Source organism: Pseudoalteromonas rubra, from assembly GCF_005887115.1.
Classification (GTDB): domain Bacteria; phylum Pseudomonadota; class Gammaproteobacteria; order Enterobacterales; family Alteromonadaceae; genus Pseudoalteromonas; species Pseudoalteromonas rubra_F.
The window spans coordinates 21,222-28,214 of sequence record NZ_PNCJ01000029.1; the positions used below are offsets into that span (position 1 = coordinate 21,222).

At 50.7% G+C, this 6,993-nt stretch carries 5 protein-coding genes; 2 read left to right on the forward strand and 3 right to left on the reverse strand.

Translation table 11 applies throughout. The annotated features are described in order from the left end of the window. Positions 1-24: 24 nt before the first annotated feature. Positions 25-1,209 (reverse strand): alpha/beta hydrolase family protein, encoded by a 1,185-nt coding sequence (locus tag CWB98_RS18005; RefSeq protein ID WP_138546113.1) that lies wholly within the window; start codon positions 1,207-1,209, stop codon positions 25-27. 73 nt (positions 1,210-1,282) lie between these two features. Beyond that, on the reverse strand, positions 1,283-1,669 hold the full coding sequence (locus CWB98_RS18010) for a MerR family transcriptional regulator (protein WP_138546114.1): 387 nt from the start codon (positions 1,667-1,669) through the stop codon (positions 1,283-1,285). Between the two features lie 76 nt (positions 1,670-1,745). Here CWB98_RS18010 and CWB98_RS18015 point away from each other — a divergent pair, with 76 nt between their 5' ends. Next, positions 1,746-3,851 carry a TonB-dependent receptor plug domain-containing protein gene (locus CWB98_RS18015; RefSeq protein WP_138546115.1) on the forward strand — a complete coding sequence of 702 codons (2,106 nt, stop codon included), beginning with the start codon at positions 1,746-1,748 and terminating at the stop codon, positions 3,849-3,851. 245 nt (positions 3,852-4,096) lie between these two features. After that, positions 4,097-4,579, forward strand: coding sequence for a hypothetical protein (locus CWB98_RS18020; protein ID WP_138546116.1), 483 nt, complete (start codon positions 4,097-4,099; stop codon positions 4,577-4,579). 90 nt (positions 4,580-4,669) lie between these two features. On the opposite strand, the gene CWB98_RS18025 is transcribed toward CWB98_RS18020, so the two are convergent. Continuing rightward, positions 4,670-6,766 (reverse strand): winged helix-turn-helix domain-containing protein, encoded by a 2,097-nt coding sequence (locus CWB98_RS18025; protein WP_138546117.1) that lies wholly within the window; start codon positions 6,764-6,766, stop codon positions 4,670-4,672. Between the last annotated feature and the right edge of the window lie 227 nt (positions 6,767-6,993).

Here is a 6,993-nt window from a genome sequence, read left to right on the forward strand (position 1 = left end):
CACCTGTTCGTTTTCCCCTCCAAATTAAAATAACTGTTGTGTCCAGTGCCTAATTCGATGTCTCAGGCAGCGCAATGGCGTTTCTGAGTCGTTATGTTTGGGGTTGCAGTCAGAGAGTTTTAAGGAAAATGGGGTGGCGCTTTTGATTGCTGGCACAAACGTTTCTTCAGTGTGATGAAAGTGGTGCTCAAAAAAAGCGGCATTTAGCCTGGCAACATCCAGAATAGCGTTAACTTGAGGTGTCTCTTTCAGCCCGCTTTTTAGCCAGTCTTTTAGTACCACAATGTCGGAAAAACTGACGTGATTGAGCGATTCAAACAGCGCTAAATAACCTTTGTTGTGTACGTTGATAAAGATTTCGCTAAAGTATTCTTCGTCTGCCTGCACATACATAAAAGGTTGTGTGATGGTGATATCTTGCCAGCCAAATACAGTGCCATCCATATTAACAATAGCGGTTACTTCGGGTGTTTTTGCCGCGGTATAAAACGCCGCTGCACCACCGTAAGAATGACCCAGAATACCTACCTGACCATTGAATGTATTGAATAACGGGCTTTGCGGGTCGTGATTCATTTGTTTTATTTTAGTCAGTACAAAACGCTGATCTGCTGACCACATGGGTAAATCAATGCCCAGATCATCTGATGGCAGCTCTATTGTTTTTATCGCTTTTGAATTGGGCGGCTGATAATAATCCGAGCCAAAACTGTGATTGATGGAAGCGACCAGGTATCCCCGGCTGGCGATATATGCAGCCATGATGGTAAATAATTCGGGATTAAGATAATAACCGTGGGAAAAAATGATCAGGGGTAAAGCGTCGTGTGGCAGATGTATTTCATTCTCTGCGGCAATGTTCCATGTCATTGCGCTCAGCGGAGCGATATGTGTCATATCTGCGTCTGTATCATAAATCAGCCTGTGCGAGCGCGAAAACTGATTGTTTAACAGCGGTAATCTCCGGGTGCTGGCACTTAGCTTGGTAGGGTAAAAAAATCGCACACCAAGTTGCCTGGGCGCGTTTGGTTGTGTCCTGTGACTGTGACGGTTTGAGTCCTCAAAATACATGTAATGCGTGCCAACCGGGTGTGCCAACGGCAGAATAAGTGTATTTTCAGTGTGGTCAATACTGAACTGCGCAAATAGAGGTTGTGTCGTTAGCAGGCAAAATAGGCCGAGCAGCAGGCAAATCGAAAGTCGTGGCATCTATGGCGCTTTGTTATTTTTATCTGGTTTGTATTGCATAAGGTTACAACACTTTTATTCATATTTCAGCTGCTCACGGCGCCTTCAATTTATGCAAAATGGTGCATTGATCAACCTGCTCACCGCTGCATGAGGCGAGGGTTTGCAGGGATTGCTCTAGCAGAGCCAGTTCGCGCTGGGCGCGTTGTACCTGGGCGAGTTGTTCGGCGATGATTTTATCGACCACGGCGCAGGAGGCGTTGGGGTCGGCTTGTACTTCGACCAGGCGTTTGATGTCGTCCAGCGGGATGTTGAGCTCGCGGCAGCGGCGGATAAAGATCAGGGTGTCTACGTCGCCCGGTTGGTAGTGGCGGTAGCCATTGCTGGCGCGTTGTGGTGCGCTGAGTAAACCAACTTGTTCATAATAGCGGATGGTTTTCGCATTTATCTGGGATTTCGTCGCAAGTTCGCTGATTTTCATATTGACCTTCCAGTCGCTGTAACCTTTAGCATCGGCAGTATCATTTATTCCTGTCCTGAGGGTCAAGTAAATAGTTATGTCTGATACGTTTCGTTCTGCCGGTTTGGTTTTATCTGTAAGTTGTTTATCGCTGGGGATGTCGGTGAGTGTGGCGGCGCCGCTGAGTCCGCTGGCCACTGCTGTGAGTGCTGCGCTGGTTGCGCCAGGGCCTGAGCATCAGGCACAGGAGTCCCATGCTGAAGAAAAGCATGAAGACGGGGACCATGATGCACACGCTGACGATGAGCACCATGATGAGCACGGCCACGGTCATGAGATGGAAAAAATCGTCATTCAGGCAACGCGCTCTGGCCGTATTGCCGATGAGCAGCCGGTGCGGGTGGAGCTGATCAACCGCGAAGAAATCGAAGAAAAGGCGGCGATGCGCCCGGGCAATATCTCCATGCTGGTGGCCGAAACAGGTGGCGTGCGCATGCAAACCACGTCGCCTGCGCTGGGCAGTGCTAATATTCGATTGCAGGGTTTGTATGGTCGTTATACTCAGTTGCTGGCCGATGGTTTGCCGCTCTACGGTAATCAGGCAGCATCGATTGGCCTATTACAAATTCCACCCACGGATCTGGGCCGGGTTGAGATCATCAAAGGCTCGGCGTCGTCTTTATATGGTGGCTCAGCACTTGGCGGGGTGATTAACCTGATCTCTCGTAAGCCGGGCGACGAGTTCAAGGGCGAGGTGCTGCTGAACCTGACCACACGCGATGGCCAGGATCTGACGTCTTATATCGAAAGTCCGCTGAGTAATGACCTCAAAGGCTCGCTGACGCTGGGTGCCCATCATCAGAAGTCCGAAGACATAGACAACGATGGCTGGTTCGATTTGGCCGGGTATGAACGTTACACAGCACGGCCGCGTTTGTTCTGGGAAGGAGAGCAGGGTGAAACTCTGTATGTCACGGCCGGAGCCATGACCGAACAGCGCACGGGGGGAACCAAAGATGGCTTTACCATGGCGGATGGTAATCCGTATGTGCAATCGCAGGATTCAGAACGTCTGGACGGTGGATTTGTGTATAGCCAGCCGATGTCCGACACGCTTACGCTGCATGCACGCTCATCGGCCATGGTACAAAACCATGAGCACGGCTTTGGTCTGGTGCTGGAAGAGGACAAGCACGAAAGCTATTTGTTTGAAACCAGTGTCAGTGGGTACAACGACACCACCGACTGGCTACTGGGCGTGGCCTATCAGTCGGATGTGTTTGAGTCTGAGACATTTCCGAGCTTTGATTATCGTTATGAAGTACCAGGCCTGTTCGCTCAGTTGGATCACACCCTGAGCGATACGCTGACCGCCTCGGTGAGTGCGCGGGTGGACGACCACAATGAATATGGTACTCAGTTTAGTCCGCGAGTGACCTTGTTGTATCGTCCGGGCGAGCTGACGGTACGCGGCTCCTATGCACAGGGCTATTTTGCACCAACGCCTTTTGTGGAAGACATTGAAGCGGCGGGTTTATCGCGCTTAGCACCGATAGGTGAATTGCAGACAGAGGAAGCCGAAACTGCCTCGCTGGACTTTACCTATACCTTTGATTCGGTTGAAACCAGTCTGACCCTGTTCGGCTCAAATGTGGATAACGTGACTGAGCTGGAGGTGGTGCCAACATCGGATGGCTCGCAACCCACTCAGGTACGGCTGATCAATGCGCTGGGCGAGAGCCAGATCCGTGGCTCAGAAGTGCTGCTGCGTTATTACTGGCGGGATGTGAAACTGACCGCCAGCTATTTATATCTGGATGCAACCCAAAGTGTGGATGCCCGGACGCGTACAGAGATTGCGCTCACGCCTAAACACTCAGCGGGGTTTGTGGCCATGTGGGAGCAACACGGCAACTTCCGCGCCGGGTTTGAAGCTTATTACACCGGGCCACAGCGCCTGAATGCCAATCCGTTTGTCACTGAGTCTGACCCATACTGGCACCTGGGCCTGATGGGGGAGATCACCACGGGGCGTTACAGCTGGTTTATTAACTTTGAAAACCTGCTGGATGTAAAACAAACCGACGAGCATCCGCTGTTGTTACCACAGCAGGCAGTCAGTGGTCAGTGGACGACGGATATCTGGTCGCGCAACGATGGTTTTATTGTCAATGCCGGTGTGCGCATTAAGTTTGGTCATTAACTGAGTAAAGGGGTCAGTCGACTGATCCCTTCATTCCATTTAGTCCAGGCCCACAGTTTTCCCACCCCTCAAGTTATTGTCACCCCCCAATATGGTGATGGTTCTTCCCCGCCTGGGGAGTAACATGCCCTGTAATTGATGGATACATTAGTTGCATGTGTTCAGGCCAACCTAGTGCACGTTTCATCCGCGCTGTACCTGTCTGAGTGCATTTAAAACGATAAAACAATCAACAGGGAAAAAACATGAAACTTAAATCACTTTTTTTGACTGCGGCATTATTATCTGTGAGTGGTGCTGCCAGTGCGGGCTTTGTGAGCAAAGCCGATTACTACAAATACAATTACTATAACCATGTTGTCATGTTTGGTGGGATCGGGTCTGAAGTTGGCCTGTGTAAGGACCAGAATGGCCTGTTTGGGACTTTCTATCGCAATGCAGAAATCTGTCATGTTGGCTGGCATAGCAAAAGCTATGTCGCACCAGATTATCATGTGCTGGTTGAAGATGGTAAAAAGTACTTCAGAACGCTTGATTTGATCAGAGGCGTTCAGTTATTCAGTGCCGGGCATTCTGCATGTTCACCCAATTCACCGAAGCTGGATGGGTCAAGAGTGATCATGGGTTACTATGTGAAGGATCATGGCAAGTGTTATTACCCTATGGGAAGTCGTCAATACTCGGCACCAGTAGGTGGCTTTACACACGTTGTTTATAGCTACAGATAATCTATTTCGCTGAGTTTTGCACGGTTATTCACGCGTTATGAGCCAGCAAAGGCATGCTGACAGGTATGCCTTTTTTGATCCTTAAAAACGTTACTCTATGAGAATCAGCTCCTGCTCAATACCAATAAACTGCTCCAGCAACAGCTGGCCCTGATGCACGTCACTTATTTTCCAGGCGGTGGGTTTGAGTGTACGAAGTGTTTTAATCAGAGTGCCGTTTAAATCGAACTGGTTCAGCGTCAGGCTACTCTGGTCAACGCTGAAGATATGCCCGCCTTTTATCACCATAGCGCGCCCATTCAGGGTGGTAAGCGCTTTGGCGTGGGTGGGATTGTCACCCACGCCAAAGCGCTTTACCTTGCCCTGTGCGTCACTGTAGTGCACCAGCTCACCTGCCTGCCATGCGCGGTGCACGCCATTAATCCCCAGTTTGCTCAGCTCACCACTTGCTAAATTATACAGATACAAGCCGCCGGGCATTGGGTCGTTGATCAGCACCAGCACTTGTTCCGGTTGATGCCAGGCCTGTACCGAATGAACTGGCAATCTTGTGCTCAGGCTGTGCTGCTGGCCAGATAAATCAGCGCGGTACAGCTTGCCGCCCTGCGCCCAGAGTAAGTGTCTGGCATTCGGCGACCAGGCAAATCCATGAATAGGATGCGAAGCGCCGGTGTTGCTGAGTGCTATGGCTCGATCCTCTTTCCATATCCAGAGCTGATCCTCACCGTTGCGATTAGAAATAAAGGCAATCTGCTGGCCGTCGGGTGAAAACTGAGCCTGCCGCTCCTGCGCCTGCGTGCGCGACAAGCTGGGGTAGGGCAGGGCACGGGCGTTTAAATCGTGATTTATGTCTGTCGCTGTGTCGGCTGAAGGGGAGTTGTTCAGCAACAGGTGCGCAATATCGATGTCTTTACCACCGTGAATGGCTGCCAGAGTGTGATCAATTGGATGTTTGTCTGCAAAGAGAAGATGACTGGCCGGAATCGAGATCTGGCTTACCTTACCCTCGAGGCTCAGGGTGTACAGCTGGCCGTTGCTGACTGCCAGCAAAGTGTTACCGTCGGGTGTAAACCGACCCGGCAAATAGGTGTTCGGATCCATATGTGGCAGCAGAGTGATTTGATTGCGGTGTAAGACTTGCGCCTCTTTATCCACAATCCTAAGTATGTGATTGAGCTGTTTGTCCTGGCTTAGCAAGGCAAAGCGCTGACTGGGCGCATGATAATCAAAGTGGTACAGATATTCGTTTTTGGTGGAGGATAAGGTATTGATACTCTTAGTTAAGTCGTTGTACTGAACCACCTGACTTTGACCCGTTTCGTGTTGTAAGAAGGCGTAAACGTGATTGGGCAGTGCTCTGGGAAAATGAGGTTGAGTATGGTTACACAGATAACGTGATTCAATGGTTTGTGGCTGACCGAGCGCCCGTGCAAAGTCCAGTGAAGCCAGTGCCCAGCAGGACTGGGTGTCGAACTCGTCAGTTTTCAGGTTGCAATCCGCTTTGGCGGCAAACACCAGCTCGCGGCCGTCGGGAGTAAAACTCGCTGCACCATATTGCCCGGGTGTGTGACTGAGCTGATGCTCTTTGTGACTGCTAATATGTCTGGCCCACAGGTGGTTAGTGCAACTACCGGCATAGCGATTAAAGATCAGGTAGTCGCCATCGGGACTAAAAATAACATGCGATTCATGAGCATCCGTGTGGGTTACTGGGGTCAGGCGAGTGTATTCAGGGCGTCGATTATCGGGCCAGAGCAGATACAATAAAGAACATAGTAAGAGAGTGCTCACTACCATTATTGGCGCTTTAAAATAGAGGGTATTAGTTGTTTTGGTTGCCGGCTCAACCGAGGGCTCCGGCCAGCGCACCTGAGCAATCAGGCGATACCCTATTTTTGGATGGGTGGCGATAATGGTGGGGTTTTTGGCATCGTCTCCCAGTACTTTGCGCAAAATGGCAATGCAGCGTTGCAGGGCGTTGGGCACCACTTCAGCACCTTGCCAGACCTGACTCATTATCTCCTGATGGGTGACCACCTGTTCGCCATGCTCACGCTGACGTTGTGCGAGTAGCAGCAAGACCTGCAACACTTTTGGTTCTACATGGGTTTGCTGGCTATCCAGGATTACCACAGAGCGCGACAAATCAATTTCATACGCGTTTATAAAGAATCGTGTCTGTGTCATTGCAACTCGCTACTGCCTGAATCCGGCATTGAGTGTACGGTGCAATGCCATCACTGTCGAGGTGTACAGCAGCAGACGCTGGCGTGTAAATTGTGACATTGTTTTGCAGCAGACGGTTATGTGATGGGGTATACGCCTGAGTAAAGCTCTCTTTCCGTGCCGCCTTATCCCAGCTCTTTTGTAAGCTATGCCGCCTCATCTCGACCGCGCCCCCCTGTCATCCCGGC

Bases quoted from the DNA above. Each gene is read 5' to 3' on its own strand.
- CWB98_RS18005 (WP_138546113.1), bottom strand. From the start codon at position 1,209: ATGCCACGACTTTCGATTTGCCTGCTGCTCGGCCTATTTTGCCTGCTA.
- CWB98_RS18010 (WP_138546114.1), bottom strand. From the start codon at position 1,669: ATGAAAATCAGCGAACTTGCGACGAAATCCCAGATAAATGCGAAAACC.
- CWB98_RS18015 (WP_138546115.1), top strand. From the start codon at position 1,746: ATGTCTGATACGTTTCGTTCTGCCGGTTTGGTTTTATCTGTAAGTTGT.
- CWB98_RS18020 (WP_138546116.1), top strand. From the start codon at position 4,097: ATGAAACTTAAATCACTTTTTTTGACTGCGGCATTATTATCTGTGAGT.
- CWB98_RS18025 (WP_138546117.1), bottom strand. From the start codon at position 6,766: ATGACACAGACACGATTCTTTATAAACGCGTATGAAATTGATTTGTCG.